The organism is bacterium, from assembly GCA_004322275.1.
In the GTDB taxonomy this organism is placed as follows: domain Bacteria; phylum Desulfobacterota; class Deferrisomatia; order Deferrisomatales; family BM512; genus SCTA01.
The window spans coordinates 1-16,502 of the sequence record SCTA01000025.1; the positions used below are offsets into that span (position 1 = coordinate 1).

General features: G+C 60.1%; 14 protein-coding genes and 1 tRNA gene. All 15 read left to right on the forward strand.

Annotation, left to right across the window (positions count from 1 at the left end; translation table 11 throughout):
* On the forward strand, positions 1–148 hold a 148-nt coding region (tuf, locus tag EPN96_07875; protein ID TAL16769.1), incomplete at its 5' end, for an elongation factor Tu.
* 45 nt (positions 149–193) lie between these two features.
* On the forward strand, positions 194–343 hold the full coding sequence (gene rpmG, locus EPN96_07880; GenBank protein TAL16770.1) for a 50S ribosomal protein L33: 150 nt from the start codon (positions 194–196) through the stop codon (positions 341–343).
* A gap of 15 nt (positions 344–358) precedes the next feature.
* Positions 359–434 (forward strand) — tRNA-Trp (locus EPN96_07885).
* 20 nt (positions 435–454) lie between these two features.
* Complete coding sequence (secE, locus tag EPN96_07890) at positions 455–640, forward strand: preprotein translocase subunit SecE (protein ID TAL16771.1); 186 nt, start codon at positions 455–457, stop codon at positions 638–640.
* A gap of 31 nt (positions 641–671) precedes the next feature.
* On the forward strand, positions 672–1,202 hold the full coding sequence (gene nusG, locus EPN96_07895; GenBank protein ID TAL16772.1) for a transcription termination/antitermination protein NusG: 531 nt from the start codon (positions 672–674) through the stop codon (positions 1,200–1,202).
* 49 nt (positions 1,203–1,251) lie between these two features.
* Complete coding sequence (gene rplK / locus EPN96_07900) at positions 1,252–1,677, forward strand: 50S ribosomal protein L11 (GenBank protein TAL16773.1); 426 nt, start codon at positions 1,252–1,254, stop codon at positions 1,675–1,677.
* 135 nt (positions 1,678–1,812) lie between these two features.
* Positions 1,813–2,517 carry a 50S ribosomal protein L1 gene (locus EPN96_07905; GenBank protein ID TAL16774.1) on the forward strand — a complete coding sequence of 235 codons (705 nt, stop codon included), beginning with the start codon at positions 1,813–1,815 and terminating at the stop codon, positions 2,515–2,517.
* A gap of 175 nt (positions 2,518–2,692) precedes the next feature.
* Complete coding sequence (locus tag EPN96_07910; protein TAL16775.1) at positions 2,693–3,211, forward strand: 50S ribosomal protein L10; 519 nt, start codon at positions 2,693–2,695, stop codon at positions 3,209–3,211.
* 67 nt (positions 3,212–3,278) lie between these two features.
* A complete protein-coding gene (locus tag EPN96_07915) occupies positions 3,279–3,659 on the forward strand; it encodes a 50S ribosomal protein L7/L12 (GenBank protein ID TAL16776.1) in 381 nt (126 codons plus the stop codon).
* A 352-nt stretch (positions 3,660–4,011) separates the two neighbouring features.
* Positions 4,012–8,136 carry a DNA-directed RNA polymerase subunit beta gene (rpoB, locus tag EPN96_07920; GenBank protein ID TAL16777.1) on the forward strand — a complete coding sequence of 1,375 codons (4,125 nt, stop codon included), beginning with the start codon at positions 4,012–4,014 and terminating at the stop codon, positions 8,134–8,136.
* 60 nt (positions 8,137–8,196) lie between these two features.
* On the forward strand, positions 8,197–12,294 hold the full coding sequence (gene rpoC / locus EPN96_07925; protein ID TAL16778.1) for a DNA-directed RNA polymerase subunit beta': 4,098 nt from the start codon (positions 8,197–8,199) through the stop codon (positions 12,292–12,294).
* A 260-nt stretch (positions 12,295–12,554) separates the two neighbouring features.
* Complete coding sequence (gene pyrR / locus EPN96_07930; protein ID TAL16779.1) at positions 12,555–13,124, forward strand: bifunctional pyr operon transcriptional regulator/uracil phosphoribosyltransferase PyrR; 570 nt, start codon at positions 12,555–12,557, stop codon at positions 13,122–13,124.
* 3 nt (positions 13,125–13,127) lie between these two features.
* Entirely contained in the window at positions 13,128–14,054 is a 927-nt protein-coding gene (locus EPN96_07935) for an aspartate carbamoyltransferase catalytic subunit (GenBank protein ID TAL16780.1), read from the forward strand.
* The gene (locus EPN96_07940) at positions 14,051–15,349 is read left to right on the forward strand and encodes a dihydroorotase (GenBank protein TAL16781.1); all 1,299 of its coding nucleotides are present in this window, start codon (positions 14,051–14,053) and stop codon (positions 15,347–15,349) included. The genes EPN96_07935 and EPN96_07940 overlap by 4 nt, the downstream gene beginning before the upstream one ends.
* Before the next feature lie 13 nt (positions 15,350–15,362).
* Positions 15,363–16,499 (forward strand): carbamoyl-phosphate synthase small subunit, encoded by a 1,137-nt coding sequence (carA, locus tag EPN96_07945; GenBank protein ID TAL16782.1) that lies wholly within the window; start codon positions 15,363–15,365, stop codon positions 16,497–16,499.
* Positions 16,500–16,502 lie beyond the last annotated feature (3 nt).

Below are 16,502 nucleotides of genomic sequence, written 5' to 3' on the forward strand. Positions count from 1 at the left end.
AGGAGTAGAGATGGTAATGCCGGGCGACAACGTAAACCTCACCATCGAACTAATCACGCCCATCGCGATGGCCGACGGCCTTCGCTTTGCGATACGCGAAGGCGGCAGAACCGTCGGCGCAGGCGTCGTCACCAAGATAATCGAGTAGTGAATGTTCGCGGCCAGCCGAGCCGGCCGCGAGGAGACTTGAGAGATGCGCGACAAGATCCAGCTTGCCTGCACTGAGTGCAAGCAGAAGAACTACCAGACCACGAAGAACAAGAAAAACACTCCGGGAAAGCTGGAGCTGAAGAAGTTTTGCCGCTTCTGCTCAAAGCACACGCCCCACAAGGAATCGAAATAATTTACGTCAGGATACAGGCCAGTAGCTCTAATGGTAGAGCGCCGGACTCCAAATCCGGATGTTGGGGGTTCGAGTCCCTCCTGGCCTGCCATCTTGGTGAAGGGACCTTTCATGCTAGCTAAAGCGCAGGATTTTCTGAGGGAAGCGAAAGCCGAGCTCCTGAAGGTGACCTGGCCTGACCGCAAGGTCACGGCGGCGTCAACCGTGGTGGTGGTCGCGGTCTCCCTTATCATCGGCATCTATCTTGGTATACTGGATGTCATTCTGAGCAAGATTTTTGAAATTATTTTCAAATAAAGCGCTAGACGACGGAGCGGGTGACCTATAAATGGCGAAACAGTGGTACGTCGTTCACACATACTCGGGCTATGAGAATCGAGCCAAGCTTGCGCTCGAACAGCGCATCAAGGAATTCAACAAACAGGATTTCTTCGGCGACGTTCTCGTTCCTTCCGAAAAGGTGGTCGAGGTCGTAAAGGGAGAGAAGCGGACAAGTTCCCGCAAGTTTTTCCCCGGCTACATACTTGTGCAGATGGAGCTCAACGACGAGACCTGGTACGTGGTGAAGAACACTCCCAAGGTAACTGGTTTCATCGGCGGTACGACGAATCCGACTCCGGTATCCGACGACGAGGTGAAGAAGATACTCGGTCAGATGGAAGAGGGGCGCGTCAATCCCCGTCCGAAGTTCGAGTTCTCCCCCGGCGAGCAGATCAAGGTCATCGACGGACCTTTCAGCAATTTCACCGGCACGGTGGAGGACGTTCATCCCGAGAAGGGCAAGCTTCGCGTCCTTGTAAGCATCTTCGGACGCTCGACCCCCGTCGAGCTGGAATTTTTTCAGGTAGAAAAGACCTGAGCGGCGCCGCCGCCACAGGCCGGCACATTTAGTTCAAGGAGTTCTCGTCATGGCCAAGAAAGTAACGGCTATGGTCAAATTGCAGATTCCGGGAGCGCAGGCAAACCCTTCGCCGCCCATCGGTCCCGCGCTCGGCCAGCACGGCGCCAACATCATGGAATTCTGCAAGGCGTTCAACGCCGCGACCAAGGATAATCCCGGCCTCATCATCCCGGTGGAGATCACCATCTTCTCCGACCGCTCCTTCACCTTCATCACGAAGACCCCGCCCGCTGCGGTTCTTCTCAAGCTGGCGGCGAAGATACCCAAGGGCTCCGGCGAGCCCAACAAGAACAAGGTCGGCAAGATAAAGCGCGAAGAAGTGCGCCGCATCGCCGCCGAGAAACTTGTCGATCTTAACACGACCGATCTCGAGGCCGCCGTGCGCACCATCGAAGGCAGCGCGCGTTCAATGGGCCTCGAAGTAATAGACTGAACAAAAGCAGTAGATTAAACCCGAGTAATTTATTAAACCGAGGTTGTTTAAAAACGTAACGAGAAGTAAACGGGTCTCGCAGCAGTTATTAAACAACCTTCAAACAACGCAAAGCTTCGCGGTGGGAGACTAAGTATGGCAAAGCGCGGTAAAAAAACTCTTGCGGCTCGCCAGAAGGTCGACAGGACCACCAAGTACACTCTCGATCAGGCTGTACAGCTGGTCACCGAGTCGGCCTTCGCGGGCTTTAACGAATCCGTCGATCTGGCGGTGAACCTGGGCGTCAACCCCGCCCACGCGGACCAGATGGTACGCGGCACCGTCGCACTTCCCCACGGCACCGGCAAAACCGTGCGCGTCCTCGTCTTCGCCAAGGGCGACAAGATGGCGGAAGCGCGCGACGCCGGAGCTGATTTCGTGGGCGCGGAAGACCTCGTCGAAAAAATCACGGGCGGATGGCTCGATTTCGACAGCGCGGTCGCAACCCCGGACATGATGGGCGTAGTGGGCAAGCTGGGCAGAGTGCTCGGTCCCCGCGGCCTCATGCCCAACCCCAAGACCAACACGGTGACTTTCGACGTTGCCAACGCCGTCAAGGAATTGAAGGCCGGCCGCGTGGAGTTCCGCGTCGAGAAGGCAGGCATCATTCAGGTGCCCGTCGGCAGGAAATCCTTCACGCCCGAGCAGATTCGCGAAAACGTCGAGGCCGTCATGGACAGCCTCGTCAAGGCGAAGCCCTCCACGGCGAAGGGAACCTACATCAAGGCCGTGGGCATCTCCACCACGATGGGCCCCGGCATCAAGATCGATCCGATTGAATTCGTCAAGGTGGCGAAGTAAGTAAATCCGTGCCTTCCGGGCCGTACGAAGACAGCAGGCGCCCTCGGGCTTAAAGTTAAAACGCCTGCCAAGTCGGCTGGATGGGATGGGGATTGGCTCTCCCCCCCTCTTTAGCGGCTGACCGAAGGTATAATTGGCAAACCCTGGCTAAAGGCGAAAGGGGGTAGTAGACACAGTGGACAAACAGAAAAAAGATCTGGAACTGGTCGAACTCCAGGCAAAGTTCAAAGCCGCCGGAGCCGTCTATTTTACCCACAACAAGGGTATGACGGTAAAAGCGACAAACGAGCTGCGCCGCTCCATAGACAAGAGCGGCGGAAAATACCGCGTGGCGAAGAACACCCTTCTTCGCATCGCGATCAGGGACACAGAGTTCTCTGTCCTCGAAAACAGCTTCAAGGGCCCGACGGGAATCATCTTCATCAGCGGTGATCCGGCGGCTGTCGCCAAGACGCTCCTCGAATTCGCGAAGAAAAACGACAAGCTCGAAATTCGCGGCGGCGCGCTCGGCGGCAAACTCCTCAGCGCGGACGACGTAACCGCGATAAGCAAGCTTCCCGGCAGGGAACAGCTTCTCGGAATGCTCGTCGGCGTCATGCAGGGGCCGCTCCGCAACCTCGTGGGTGTTCTCTCCGGTGTTCCGAGAAGCTGCGTGCAGGTTCTCAAGGCCATCGAAGAGAAGAAGGCTGCCTGAGTCCTTCCGGCTCGCAGACCAAAAAAGTTCACAATCCTCGTTTCATTCAGAATAGGAGAAAAGAAAAATGTCCGTTACCAAAGAAGATGTCGTCAAGTTTATCGAGAATATGACCGTGCTTGAGCTTTCCCAGCTCGTCAAGGAGCTGGAGGAAAAGTTCGGCGTCACCGCTTCGGCCCCCATGGCTTTCGCCGCCATGCCCGCCGCCGCCGCTGAGGCCGCCGTTGTCGAGGAGAAGACTGAATTCAACGTCAAGCTCACCGATTCCGGCGCCAACAAGATCCAGGTCATCAAGGTGGTCCGTCAGATCACCGGCCTCGGTCTCAAGGAAGCCAAGGACCTCGTCGATGGCGCTCCGAGCCTGGTCAAGGAAGCAGTCTCCAAGGACGAAGCCAACGAAATCAAGGCCAAGATTGAAGAGGTTGGCGGCAAGGTCGAAATCGCCTAGCTCCATAAGGGCGGCGAATAATCTCTCCAGAAAGTCTGGGGGCTCACGAGCCTTGATGGGTTCGTGCGCCCCCTGTTTTGGCTTTTTAAAACCGGTAACCCCAGGGCGCGCTTCGCGCGTCTAAGGGGCTTGCTGGACAGATTGCTGAAATGCCTTAAATTTAAAGGGGTTTTCAGCTTCTGCACTCCGTCCCTGCGAAGGGGCGCGAAAATGGCTGTAATTCAGCCATCTTGCGAGTGCCGGGTTTTCCCGGCGCCAAATGAAAAACCCCGCCTGGGGAGTTTTTCATTCTACTGTTAGACAAGGCCCGCAAGGCCTTTGCACCTGATTCTCCAGAAGGAGTTGACACGGAATGGCCAATTTTGTCGCCGAAAGCCGCAGGCTCCGCCGCAAATTCAGCAAATTCGGTAAAGTTGTCGAAATTCCAAATCTTATCGAAGTTCAGAAGGAATCCTACGACCGGTTTTTGCAGGCGGCCACTTTGGCCGAAGAGCGCAAGGACTACGGGCTCCAGAAGGTCTTCAATAGCGTCTTCCCCATAAAGGATTTCGCGGAGACGGCCTCGCTGGAGTTCGTCAAGTACGAGCTCGGCGAACCGAAGTACGACGTCGAGGAATGCACCGAGAGGGGAATGACCTTCGCCTGCCCGGTAAAGGTCACCGTACGCCTTGTGGTCTGGGACGTGGACGAAGCCGGGGGGGCGCAGTCGGTGCGCGACGTGAAGGAGCAGGAGGTCTATTTCGGGGAAATTCCCGTGATGACCAAGAACGGCACCTTCATAATAAACGGCACCGAGCGCGTCATCGTCAATCAGCTTCACCGTTCGCCGGGCGTCTTTTTCTCCCACGACGAGGGGAAGCGCCATTCGAGCGGCAAATATCTTTACTCCGCGAGGGTTATACCCTACCGCGGCTCCTGGCTCGATTTCGAGTTCAACCACAAAGACCTCCTCTTCGTGAGAATCGACAGAAGGCGCAAGTTCCACGCCACGGTGCTTCTGAAGGCGCTCGGCTATTCCTCGCAGGAGATTCTCGACAAGTTCTACGAGAAGCTCAGGGTGGAGGCCGACTGGGAGAAAAACGTTTTCCTCAAGGAACTCCGCATCGACCTTCTCGAAGATTCGAGGGCCACGGAGAACATCATCCACCCCGAATCCGGCGCGGTCCTCGTCAAGTCGCAGCGCAAGGTCAACCGCAGAGCCGTCAAGAGGCTCAAGCAGGATGACGTAAAGCAACTGCCGATAGAGCTGGACGATCTCAAGGGCGCGTATCTCGGAAGCGACGCGGTTAACCCCGCGACCGGCGAGATAGTGGTGGAGACCGGAGTACAGCTTTCCGGCGACAAGATAAACGCCATGCGCGAAGCGGGAATCAAGGAGTTCGACCTCCTCTTCATCGACAACCTGAAGGTCGGCCCCTACCTCCGCGACACCCTCATGGAAGACAAAATATCCACCAAGGAAGACGGCATAGTCGAGATATACCGCAGGATGAGGCCCGGCGACCCGCCGACCCTCGACACCGCGTCGAAGTTCTTCGAGAACCTCTTCTTCAACGCCGAGCGCTACGACATCTCCAAGGTCGGAAGAAGGAAGCTCAACCACAAGCTCAAGGTTGACGCCCCTCTGGAGCAGCAGACCCTCACCCGCGAGGATATCCTCGCCGTGGTCCGCTACCTGGCTAACCTCAAGAACGCCCGCGGCACCATCGACGACATCGACCACCTTGGAAACCGCAGGGTCAGAAGCGTCGGCGAGCTGCTTGAGAACCGCTACCGCGTCGGCCTCGTCCGCATGGAGCGCGCCGTCAAGGAGCGCATGAGCCTCCACGAAGTGGATTCCCTCATGCCCCACGACCTCATAAACAGTAAGCCCGTCACCGCCGTCGTGAAGGAATTCTTCGGCTCGGGCCAGCTCTCCCAGTTCATGGACCAGACCAACCCGCTCTCGGAGACCACCCACAAGCGCAGGCTTTCGGCCCTCGGGCCGGGCGGCCTCACCCGCGAGCGCGCCGGTTTCGAGGTGCGCGACGTCCACACCACCCATTACGGACGCATCTGCCCCATCGAAACCCCTGAAGGCCCCAACATCGGCCTCATCGTCAGCCTCGCCATCTACGCGAGGGTTGACGAGTTCGGCTTCATCGAGACTCCCTACCGCAAGGTGGTGAAGGGGAAGGTGCAAAAAGCCATAGTCTACCTCTCCGCGATGGAGGAGGAAGAGCACACCATAGCCCAGGCCAACGCCCCCATTGACGACAAGGGCAAGTTCAAGGAAGACATGATCACGGCGCGCAGAAACGGAGACCCGATACTGGTCCCCGCCGCCGAGGTCGACCTGATGGACGTATCCCCGAAGCAGTTGGTCTCCGTCGCCGCCGCGCTCATACCCTTCCTTGAGCACGACGACGCGAACCGCGCGCTGATGGGCTCGAACATGCAGCGGCAGGCCGTCCCCCTCCTTCGCACCGAGGCCCCCATCGTGGGCACCGGCATCGAAGCGGTGGTCGCCTCCGACTCCGGCGTTACGGTAGTCGCCGACCGCGAGGGCGTGGTGGAAAGCGCCGATGCCTCCCGCATAGTGCTCAAAGTCCGCGAGAACGAAAACGACGAGCTTCGCACCGGAGTGCAGATCTACAACCTGATAAAGTTCCAGCGCTCCAACCAGAACACCTGCCTCAACCAGAGGCCGATAGTGAAGCGCGGAGACATTGTAAGACCGGGCGACGTGCTGGCCGACGGACCCGCCACCTCCAACGCGGAACTGGCTCTCGGCAAGAACGTCGTCGTCGCCTTCATGAGCTGGGGCGGCTACAACTACGAAGACTCGATCATCATCTCCGAAAAGATTCTGGAGAGAGACACCTTCACCTCGGTTCACATCGAGGAGTTCGAGTGCGTCGCCAGAGACACCAAGCTCGGCAAGGAAGAGATAACCCCCGACATCCCCAACCTCGGCGACCGCAAGCTGAAGGATCTCGACGAGCAGGGCATCGTCCGCATCGGCGCTATGGTGCGCCCCGGCGATATTCTGGTCGGCAAGGTCACTCCGAAGGGCGAGACGCAGCTTAGCCCCGAGGAAAAGCTCCTTCGGGCGATCTTCGGCGAGAAGGCCGGAGACGTTAAGGATACGAGCCTTCGGGTTCCCCCGGGCGTAGAAGGCATAGTGGTTGACGCCAAGGTCTTCTCAAGGAAGGGCTCCGGCGAAGACGAGATAATGGAGGACGTAGAGGACCGCGAGGCCGCCCGCCTCCGCGATATCATGGGCGAGGAGGTAGCCATCCTCTCCGGCGCCACCTACAGCTCCATCGCCGACCTTCTCACCGGCGAGAAGGCCGCCATCGACATCCAGGACCTCGACGGCAACACCGTCATCCCGGAGGGCGAGGAGATACGGCGCGAAGCCCTGAAAAACGTCCCCAAGGCCGCCTGGGCCGAAATTCCCCTCCTCGGCGCGCACGAGAAGGAAGACCGCATCTTCCAGCTCGCCGAAAGGCTCGACGAGCGGGTCGCGAAGGTCCGCCAGAAGTTCGAGGAGCGCATCGACCGCCTGCAGGACGGCGACGACCTTCTGCCCGGCGTAATCAAGATGGTAAAGGTCTTCGTGGCCATCAAGCGCAGACTCTCGGTCGGCGACAAGATGGCGGGCCGCCACGGAAACAAGGGTGTCATCTCCAAGATCGTCCCCGTGGAGGACATGCCCTACCTCGAAGACGGCCGCACGGTGGACATCATCCTCAACCCCCTCGGCGTTCCCTCCCGTATGAACGTCGGGCAGGTGCTCGAAACCCATCTCGGGTGGGCCGCCTACAGCCTCGGAAGGTCGATAAAGGCTTTCCTGGCCGAGAACTACGGCCCCGACAAGATGAGGGAGAAACTAAAAGAGGTTTACCACGACGAGGACCTTCGCGCGCTTATCGACAAGGCCTCCGAAGAGACGGTAATGAGCATATCCCGCATGGTCGCGGCCGAGGGCGTAGCCACCGAGAGCCCGGTTTTCGACGGCGCCTCGGAGCCCGAGATACGCAGGTTCCTGGTCAGCGCGGGTTGTTCCGAAACCGGTCAGGAGCGTCTGTGCAGCGGCCAGACCGGCGAGTATTTCGACCAGAAGGTCACCGTCGGCGTCATGTACATGCTCAAGCTCCACCACCTTGTCGGAGACAAGATACACGCCCGCTCAACGGGTCCGTACAGCCTCGTCACCCAGCAGCCTCTCGGAGGCAAGGCGCAGTTCGGCGGCCAGAGACTGGGCGAAATGGAAGTGTGGGCGCTGGAGGCATACGGAGCGGCGCACACCCTGCAGGAGATGCTCACCGTCAAGTCCGACGACGTGGCGGGGCGCACAAGAATTTACGAATCCATCGTCAAGGGCAAGAACGTACTGGAGCCCGGCCTGCCGGAGTCCTTCAACGTTCTCATAAAGGAAATGCAGGCCCTCGGCCTTGACGTAGAACTGCTCGAAGAAGAGGAGGCCGTATAATCCCGGCCGTAACGGAAGTTAACCGAGATTAAGCCTTTTCTTGTTAAGGAGGTCAACGCCTTGCAGAGCATCCATAAGTTTTTCGATCAGCCAAAAGATCCGCTGAGCTTCAACGCCGTCCGCGTCTCCATAGCGGGGCCGGAAAAGATCAGGGAATGGTCCTTCGGGGAAGTAAAAAAACCCGAAACGATAAATTACCGCACCTTCAAGCCCGAATCGGACGGACTCTTCTGCGCGAAGATTTTCGGCCCGGTGAAGGACTACGAGTGCAATTGCGGCAAGTACAAGAGGATGAAGCACCGCGGCGTGGTCTGCGAAAAGTGCGGCGTGGAGGTTATCCGCTCCTCCGTCCGCAGGGAGCGCATGGGCCACATCGAGCTTGCGACGCCGGTCGCCCACGTCTGGTTCCTCAGAAGCCTTCCCTCTCGCATCGGGAGCCTCCTCGGCGTCAAGCTAAAAGATCTTGAGCGGGTTCTCTACTACGAGGCTTACATAATCATAGCCGAGGGCAAAACCGGCCTCGAAATCGGCGAGATAATCACCGAGGAGAAGTACCGCGAGCTGGTACAGCTCCACGGCGCCGAATTTGAAGCGGGAATGGGCGCGGAAGCCGTAAGGAAGTTCCTCGCCAATCTCCACATGCCCAGCCTCGGGGAAACCCTTCGCGCCGAGATGGTGGAAGCCACCTCCAAGGCGCGCAGGAAAAAGTACGCCAAGCGCCTGAAGATCGTAAACGCCTTCAAGCTCTCGGGAAACCTTCCCCAGGACATGATCCTGGAGGTCGTCCCCGTGCTGCCGCCGGACCTTCGCCCCCTCGTCCCCCTCGAAGGCGGAAGGTTCGCCACCAGTGACCTGAACGATCTCTACCGCAGGGTCATCAACAGGAACAACCGCCTGAAAAGGCTTCTGGACCTGAACGCGCCGGACATCATCATAAAGAATGAAAAGCGCATGCTTCAGGAGGCCGTTGACGCCCTTTTCGACAACGGCAGAAGGGGCAGAACTATTACGGGAGCCAACAGAAGGCCCCTCAAGTCCCTCTCCGACATGCTCAAGGGCAAGCAGGGGCGCTTCCGCCAGAACCTTCTGGGCAAGCGCGTCGATTACTCCGGCCGTACCGTCATCGTCGTCGGCCCCGAGCTGAAGCTCCACCAGTGCGGTCTGCCGAAGATAATGGCGCTCGAACTCTTCAAGCCCTTCGTCTTCAACAAGCTCGAAGAGCGCGGGCTGGCCGCGACGATAAAATCCGCCAAGAAGATGGTCGAGCGCGAAGAAGACGTAGTCTGGGACATTCTCGCGGAAGTCACCCGCGAGCATCCCGTCATGCTGAACCGCGCCCCCACCCTCCACCGCCTCGGCATACAGGCTTTCGAGCCGGTTCTGGTCGAGGGCAAGGCGATACAGCTCCATCCCCTCGTCTGCACCGCCTACAACGCCGACTTCGACGGCGACCAGATGGCGGTTCACATCCCGCTGACGGTGGAAGCGCAGATAGAGGCGCGCGTCCTCATGATGTCCACCAACAACATCCTGAGCCCCGCCAACGGCAGGCCGATTATCGTCCCCTCGCAGGACATCGTCCTCGGCGTCTACTACATGACGCTGGCCCGCGGCAAAAGGCTCGGCGAGGGAATGGTTTTCTCCAGCCCCCGCGAGTGCCGCATCGCCTTCGATCAGGAGATGGTGGATCTTCAGGCCAAGGTAAAGGTCCGCGTTGACGGAGTGCTGGCCGAAACCACCCCCGGCAGGATAATCCTCTGGGAGATAATCCCCGCCGAGGTCGGCTTCGAGACGATCAACCGCGTCATAAAGAAGGGCGATCTGGCGAGGCTCATGGGCACGGTCTTCAAGAAGGCCGGCGACAAGGCCACCGTCCTCTTCGCCGACAACGTAAAGACCCTCGGCTACAAGTTCGCCACCCGCGCGGGCGTCTCCATCTCCATCGACGACATGGTGGTGCCCGCCAAGAAGGAACAGATAGTCCAGGATTCCTTTAACGAGGTCGCCACCATCCAGCGCCAGTACCAGGACGGTCTCATAACCGACGGCGAACGCTACAACAAGGTCGTCGATATCTGGTCCACCGCTTCGGACACCATCGCCGGAGAGATGATGAAGGGCCTTGAGGTCGCCGAGGAATCGGAAAAGCTCAACTCCATCTTCATCATGGCCGATTCCGGAGCCCGCGGCTCGACCCAGCAGATGCGCCAGCTCGCGGGCATGCGCGGCCTGATGGCCAAGCCCTCCGGCGAGATCATCGAGACGCCGATCACCGCGAACTTCCGCGAGGGCCTCACGGTTCTCCAGTACTTCATCTCGACCCACGGCGCCCGCAAGGGTCTCGCCGACACCGCCCTCAAGACGGCGAACTCCGGCTACCTGACCAGAAGGCTGGTTGACGTGGCGCAGGACGTGGTCATCACCGAGCAGGACTGCCAGACCCACGCGGGTATCTACGTCTCGGCCCTCGTCGAGGGCGGCGAGGTAGTCGAAAGGCTCCGCGACCGCATACTCGGCAGAACGGCCCTCGTGGACGTGCTCGAACCCTACACCGAAGAGGTTCTGGTGGGGGCCAACGAGGAAATAGACGAAGCTCTCGCCGAGAAGGTGGAAGACGCGGGCGTCAAGGACGTTCTCATCCGCTCGGTTCTCACCTGCAAAGCCAAGGTCGGCCTCTGCATCGAGTGCTACGGACGCGACCTGGCCCGCGGGCGCAAGGTCAACATCGGCGAGGCGGTCGGCATCATCGCCGCCCAGTCGATCGGCGAGCCCGGCACCCAGCTCACGATGCGCACCTTCCACATCGGCGGCGCGGCCAGCAAGAGGGTCGAGCAGTCCACCCTTGAAGCCAGAAGCGCGGGCACAGTCAAGTACATGAACCTCTCCACCGTCACCACCGGCGACGGCGAGATAGTCGTCATGAACAGAAACGGCGAAGTCGCCGTCCTCGACGCCGAAGGCAGGGAGCGCGAGAAATATCCGGTCATCTACGGCGCTACCCTGAAGATACGCGACGGCGGAACGGTCTCGCCCCGCCAGCTTCTCGCCGAGTGGGATCCCCACGTCTCCCCGATCCTCACGGAAGCCAGCGGCATCGTCAAGTTCGGCGACATCGTGGAAGGCGTCACGATGCGCGAACAGCTCGACGAGGTCACCGGCCTTTCCCGCAAGGTCATCATCGAGTCCAGGGGCGGCGACTACCGTCCGCGCGTCTCGATAAAGTCCAAGGAAACCGGGCAGACCGCGGCCCGCTACATCCTCCCCGTCGGGGCGCACATCAACGTCCTCGAAGGGCAGGAGATCTCCGCGGGCTCGGTCGTCGCGAAGATGCCCAGAGAGACCACCAAGACCAAGGACATCACCGGCGGTCTCCCCAGGGTCGACGAGCTCTTCGAGGCCAGAAAGCCCAAGGACTTCGCCATCATCTCCGAGGTAGACGGCGTGGCCACCTTCGGCAAGGACCAGCGCGGCAAGAGAAAGGTGGTCGTCACTCCCGACATCGGAGAGCCCAAGGTCTATCTGATACCCAAGGGCAAACACCTCTCGGTTCACGAGGGCGATTCGATAAAGGCGGGCGAGCCCCTAATGGACGGCGCGACCAACCCCCACGAGGTGTTGAAGGTTCTCGGCGAGCACGAGCTGATGAAATACCTCGTCGATGAAATCCAGGAGGTCTACCGCCTCCAGGGCGTCGATATCAACGACAAGCACATCGAGGTCATCGTCCGGCAGATGCTCCGCCGGGTCGAGATACGCGACGTGGGCGACACCGATTTTCTCCTTCGCGAGCACGTCGAACGCCAGATCTTCGAGGAGACCAACCGCAAGATGGAAGCGGCGGGCAAGAAGAAGGCCGTCGCCATGCCGATGCTCCTGGGCATCACCAAGGCCAGCCTCTCGACGGAATCCTTCATCTCGGCGGCCTCCTTCCAGGAGACGACGAAGGTCCTCACCCAGGCCTCCATCGAGGGCAAGGTCGATTTTCTGCGCGGCCTGAAGGAAAACGTAATCATGGGCAGGCTCATACCCGCGGGCACCGGCCTCGCCCGCTACCGCAAGCTCAAGATAAACGTACAGGACGAGGATCTGCCGCTCATTGCGCCTACCCCCCCCGTAAAGGTCATTGACGATTTCCCTGAAATCGACATGGACGAATAAATAGCGATAACGGCCTTCCCGATGGGAAGGCCGTTTTTTTGAGGCCCCGGGCCTTTCTTTAATCCGGCGTTGCGCTATCCTGAGCGGGGCCGGGTGAAAGATTGCGAAAACGGTTCGCGGGCGTTGACCGTGAAACCCGCCGGTGATATATACGCACGAACTAAATGGAGGAATCCTCATCATGGGATGCCCGGTAAAGAACCATCACAAACAAGACCTTCCGCCTCGCGGCGAGAAGGTTTTTTTTTGAGGTGCGCAAGATGAGCGAGGAACTCCCGAAAAACATCATGGACGCGGCCGCCCTCAAGAGGACGGTCGAGAGGATGGCCCACGAGATACTCGAAACGGAGGGAGGGGCCGAAGGGCTCGCCCTCATCGGAGTGGTGAGGAAGGGCGATTACCTCGCCGCGAGGCTCAAGACGGTGATCGACCGCGTAGAGGGAGTGACGGTGCCTCTGGGCAGGCTGGACATCACCCTCTACCGCGACGACCTCGGAAGGTCGGGTTCCTCTCCGGTCGTCAGAAAGACCCAGATTCCCTTCGACATCACCGGCAAGACCATAGTCCTCGTGGATGACGTTCTTTTCACCGGCCGCACCACAAGGGCCGCCCTCGACGCCATCATGGATTACGGAAGGCCAAGGGCGATACGCTTCGCGGCCCTCATCGACAGAGGCAACAGGGAGCTTCCCATCCAGCCTGATTTCACGGGGATGAAGGTGAAGACCGGACGGGGCGAGAGGGTCATGGTAGAATTGTCGGAGGACGGGCTGGAGGATTCGGTCTACCTTATGAACGCGAAAGCCGGATGGATTCCGGGGGAGGACTGATCGATGGCTTTCTCCGGCAAGGACCTCCTCGGCATGGCGCCCCTCGGGGCCGAAGAGATAACCGCGATACTCGATTCGGCGGAAGGGTTCGCCGACGTGAGCAAGAGGGACGTGAAGAAGGTGCCCGCCCTTCGCGGCAAGACGGTGGTCAACCTCTTCTTCGAGCCCTCCACGAGGACCCGCGTCTCCTTCGAGATAGCGCAAAAGCGCCTTTCGGCGGACGCGGTGAACTTCACCTCCTCGGGCAGTTCGACGACGAAGGGAGAGACCCTTCTCGATACGGTTAAGAATATCGAGGCGATGGCCCCCTCGGTGCTGGTCATACGCCACTCTGCCGCCGGGGCCCCGCACTTCGTGGCGAAGCGCACCCGCGCGGCGGTGGTCAACGCTGGCGACGGCAGGCACGAGCACCCCACGCAGGCGCTCCTCGACCTCTTCACCATAAGGAAGAGCAAGGGGGCGATAGCCGGGCAGAAGGTCTCGATAATCGGCGACATAGCCAACAGCAGGGTCGCCCGCTCGGACATCAATGCCCTTAATAAGCTCGGGGCTAAGGTGACTATCTGCGGCCCCGCGACTATGCTCCCGCCGAGGCCGGAGGTGCTGGGGGTGAGGGCGGTGACGCGGCTGGAGGAGGCTCTTGAGGGGGCTGACGTGGTCATTGCCCTGCGGATACAAAAGGAGCGCCAGACGGGGGGTAACTTTCCCTCAAACCGCGAATACGCGACTTTTTTCGGTATCACCCCGCGTAAACTCGAAATGACCGCGAAAGACTGCATAGTGATGCACCCCGGCCCGATAAACAGGGGGGTCGAGCTTTCTTCCGACGTGGCCGACGGCCCCCGCTCGGTTATACTTGACCAGGTTGAGGCGGGTGTCGCGGTGCGCATGGCGGTTATCTACATGCTGGCCGGAGGCGACTTCAAATGAAAACGGTCATAAGGGGCGCTCACGTAATCGACCCGGCGAACGACGTGGATTCGGTGATGGAAATCCGCGTCGAAGACGGGATTATAAAGGCGGTCGCGCCATCCGTGGACAGGGCCGGAGCCGAGGTCATCGACGCCGGAGGGCTCCACCTCTTCCCCGGCCTCGTGGACATTCACGTCCACCTTCGCGAGCCGGGTCAGGAGTACAAGGAGACGATAGCAACCGGCACGAGGGCGGCGGCGGCGGGAGGCTTTACCTCGGTTGCCTGCATGCCCAACACCCTGCCGGTTAACGACAACGCCTCGATAACCGGGTATATTCTCGAAAAAGCCCGCGAGGAGGGCGTCTGCCGGGTCTACCCGGTGGGGGCGATATCGAAGGGTCAAAAGGGCGAGGAGCTCGCCGAGATGGGGGAACTGCGGCAGGCCGGGTGCGTCGCGGTGAGCGACGACGGAAGGCCGGTAGACTCCTCCCTCCTCATGCGGAAGGCGCTGGAATACGCGAAGGGCTTCGGCCTCACGGTGATAAGCCACTGCGAGGACCTGGAGCTGGCGCGGGGCGGGGCGATGAACGAGGGGGCGGTCTCCTCCCTTCTCGGGATGCCCGCCATTCCCTCGGAGGCCGAGGAGATAATGGCCGCCCGCGACATAATGCTGGCGCGGCGCGCCGGGGCCAGACTCCACCTCGCCCACCTCTCCACCGCCGGGTCGATGGAGCTTCTGCGCTGGGGCAAGGCCATCGGCGTGAAGGTGACGGGGGAAACCGCTCCTCATTATTTCACCCTCACGGAAGAGCTTGTAAAGACCTTCGACTCGGTTTACAAGATGAACCCGCCGCTTCGGGCGGGCGAAGACCTCGAAGCGGTCACTAGGGCGCTTGCGGAGGGGGTTATCGACGCGATAGCGACCGACCACGCCCCTCACGGCAGGGACGAAAAGGAGGTAGAGTTCGAGGCCGCCCACAACGGCGTAATCGGGCTCGAAACCAGCTTCGCCCTGGCCCTTTCGCTCTGGCGCGAGGGGAAGGCGGGGCTGTCCACGATAATCCGCGCGCTCACCATCGGGCCTTCAAGGGCGCTCGGACTCCCCTCGGGAACCCTCTCCCCCGGCGCGAGGGCGGATATCGTTCTCGCCGACCTCGGGGCGAAGTGGCTTGTGGAGCCGGAAAAATTCAAATCGAAGGCGAGGAACTGCCCCTTCGCGGGGATGACATTGACCGGAAAGACGGTAAGGACGATCGTCGGCGGCAAAACTGTGTATCTCGATGGAGAGATAACCGCCGATAATATCATATAGCGGAGATTTCTGGATGGATAAGGCGATTCTGGCCCTCGCGGACGGGACGGTCTACGAAGGGATATCCTTCGGCGCGAAGGGCGAAACCGTCGGCGAAGTGGTCTTCAACACCGCGATGAGCGGTTATCAGGAAGTGCTGTCCGACCCCTCCTACAAGGGGCAGATGGTTGCCATGACTTATACCGAGATAGGAAACTACGGCCTCAACGACGAGGATTTCGAGTCCTCGGGCATTCAGGTCGAGGGTTTCATAGTCAAGGAGGCGTGGAAAACCCCCTCCAACTGGCGAGCCAAGACCTCCCTTCACGAGGGGCTCTTGAAGGCGGGAGTCCTCGGCATCGAGGGGATAGACACGCGCTCCCTGACAAAGCACCTGCGCGACTACGGGGCCCAGATGGGGGTCATCTCCACCATCGACCTCGACCACAAGAGCCTTGTGGAGAAGGCCAGAAACGCGCCCTCCATCGAGGGGCGCGACCTCGTCGGCGAAGTGACCTGCAAAACCCCCTTCAAGTGGGAGATCGGCGACTGGAGCCTCGAAAAGGGGTATACCAGGCCCCGCTCCTCCCGCTACAACGTCGTCGCTTACGACTGCGGCATAAAGTACAACATCCTCCGGCGGCTCACCTCGGTCGGCTGCGCGGTAACGGTAGTCCCGGCCTCTACGAGCGCCGAAGAGGTGCTCGCGCTGAATCCCGACGGGATATTCCTCTCCAACGGCCCCGGCGACCCCGCGGCGGTTCCCTACCTCGCCGAAAACGTGCAAAAGCTCCTCGGCAAGAAGCCGATCTTCGGGATATGCCTCGGGAACCAGATACTCGGAATCGCGCTCGGAGCGGTCACCCGGAAGCTCAAATTCGGCCACCACGGCGCGAACCAGCCGGTAAAGGACCTCACAACGGGAAAGGTCGAGATAACCAGCCAGAACCACAATTTCGTGGTGGACATGGAGAGCCTCAAAAACAGCCCCCACGGCGAGCTGGTCAGGGTTTCGCACCTGAATCTCAACGACAACACTGTGGAGGGGATGGAGCACCTCGAAATGCCGGTTTTCAGCGTCCAGTACCACCCCGAGGCGAGCCCCGGCCCGCACGACGCCTCCTATCTTTTCAAGCGCTTCACCGATATGATTGAAAAAGCGGGCAAATAGCCC

What these genes read in the sequence shown, in the direction of transcription:
- secE (TAL16771.1), top strand. Translation starts at nt 455, where the DNA reads ATGCTAGCTAAAGCGCAGGATTTTCTGAGGGAAGCGAAAGCCGAGCTC.
- EPN96_07935 (TAL16780.1), top strand. Translation starts at nt 13,128, where the DNA reads ATGGCTTTCTCCGGCAAGGACCTCCTCGGCATGGCGCCCCTCGGGGCC.
- EPN96_07905 (TAL16774.1), top strand. Translation starts at nt 1,813, where the DNA reads ATGGCAAAGCGCGGTAAAAAAACTCTTGCGGCTCGCCAGAAGGTCGAC.
- nusG (TAL16772.1), top strand. Translation starts at nt 672, where the DNA reads ATGGCGAAACAGTGGTACGTCGTTCACACATACTCGGGCTATGAGAAT.
- EPN96_07940 (TAL16781.1), top strand. Translation starts at nt 14,051, where the DNA reads ATGAAAACGGTCATAAGGGGCGCTCACGTAATCGACCCGGCGAACGAC.
- rplK (TAL16773.1), top strand. Translation starts at nt 1,252, where the DNA reads ATGGCCAAGAAAGTAACGGCTATGGTCAAATTGCAGATTCCGGGAGCG.
- rpoB (TAL16777.1), top strand. Translation starts at nt 4,012, where the DNA reads ATGGCCAATTTTGTCGCCGAAAGCCGCAGGCTCCGCCGCAAATTCAGC.
- rpmG (TAL16770.1), top strand. Translation starts at nt 194, where the DNA reads ATGCGCGACAAGATCCAGCTTGCCTGCACTGAGTGCAAGCAGAAGAAC.
- EPN96_07915 (TAL16776.1), top strand. Translation starts at nt 3,279, where the DNA reads ATGTCCGTTACCAAAGAAGATGTCGTCAAGTTTATCGAGAATATGACC.
- pyrR (TAL16779.1), top strand. Translation starts at nt 12,555, where the DNA reads ATGAGCGAGGAACTCCCGAAAAACATCATGGACGCGGCCGCCCTCAAG.
- carA (TAL16782.1), top strand. Translation starts at nt 15,363, where the DNA reads ATGGATAAGGCGATTCTGGCCCTCGCGGACGGGACGGTCTACGAAGGG.